The 350-nt window shown below is 72.0% G+C and carries 1 pseudogene; it reads left to right on the plus strand.

Annotated elements, in window-relative coordinates:
* Positions 1–302: pseudogene (locus BN358_RS27200) on the plus strand (nucleoside hydrolase); the annotation flags it as partial.
* Positions 303–350 lie beyond the last annotated feature (48 nt).

The raw sequence follows: 350 nt of genomic DNA on the forward strand, positions 1-350 counted from the left end.
TGACCTTCGCCCGTCCGGAGTACGACCGGCTCTGTGCGCTCGGAACGCCGCTGGTTCGGCCGGGCCCCCTCCGCCTGCTGCTGCACCCCGAGCTGGTCCGGGCGAGCGCGCCGTACCGGGTGGACGTGGAGACCGCCTCCGAACTCACCCGCGGGATGTCGACGATGGCCTGGGCGAAGTTCGGCCTCGTCCCGAATGCCGAGGTCGTGGAGGAGGTCGACTCCGCCGGCTTCTACGCCGTCCTGCAGCGCCTCCTCGCGACACCCACCGAGCCCTCTGTCCCGATCGCGGGCCTGGACTGACCCCAGACGCTCCCGACCGTCGGGAACCGGATGTCGGCGGCAACGACG

Source organism: Sedimentibacter sp. B4 (assembly GCF_000309315.1).
GTDB classification, from domain to species: domain Bacteria; phylum Bacillota; class Clostridia; order Tissierellales; family Sedimentibacteraceae; genus Sedimentibacter; species Sedimentibacter saalensis.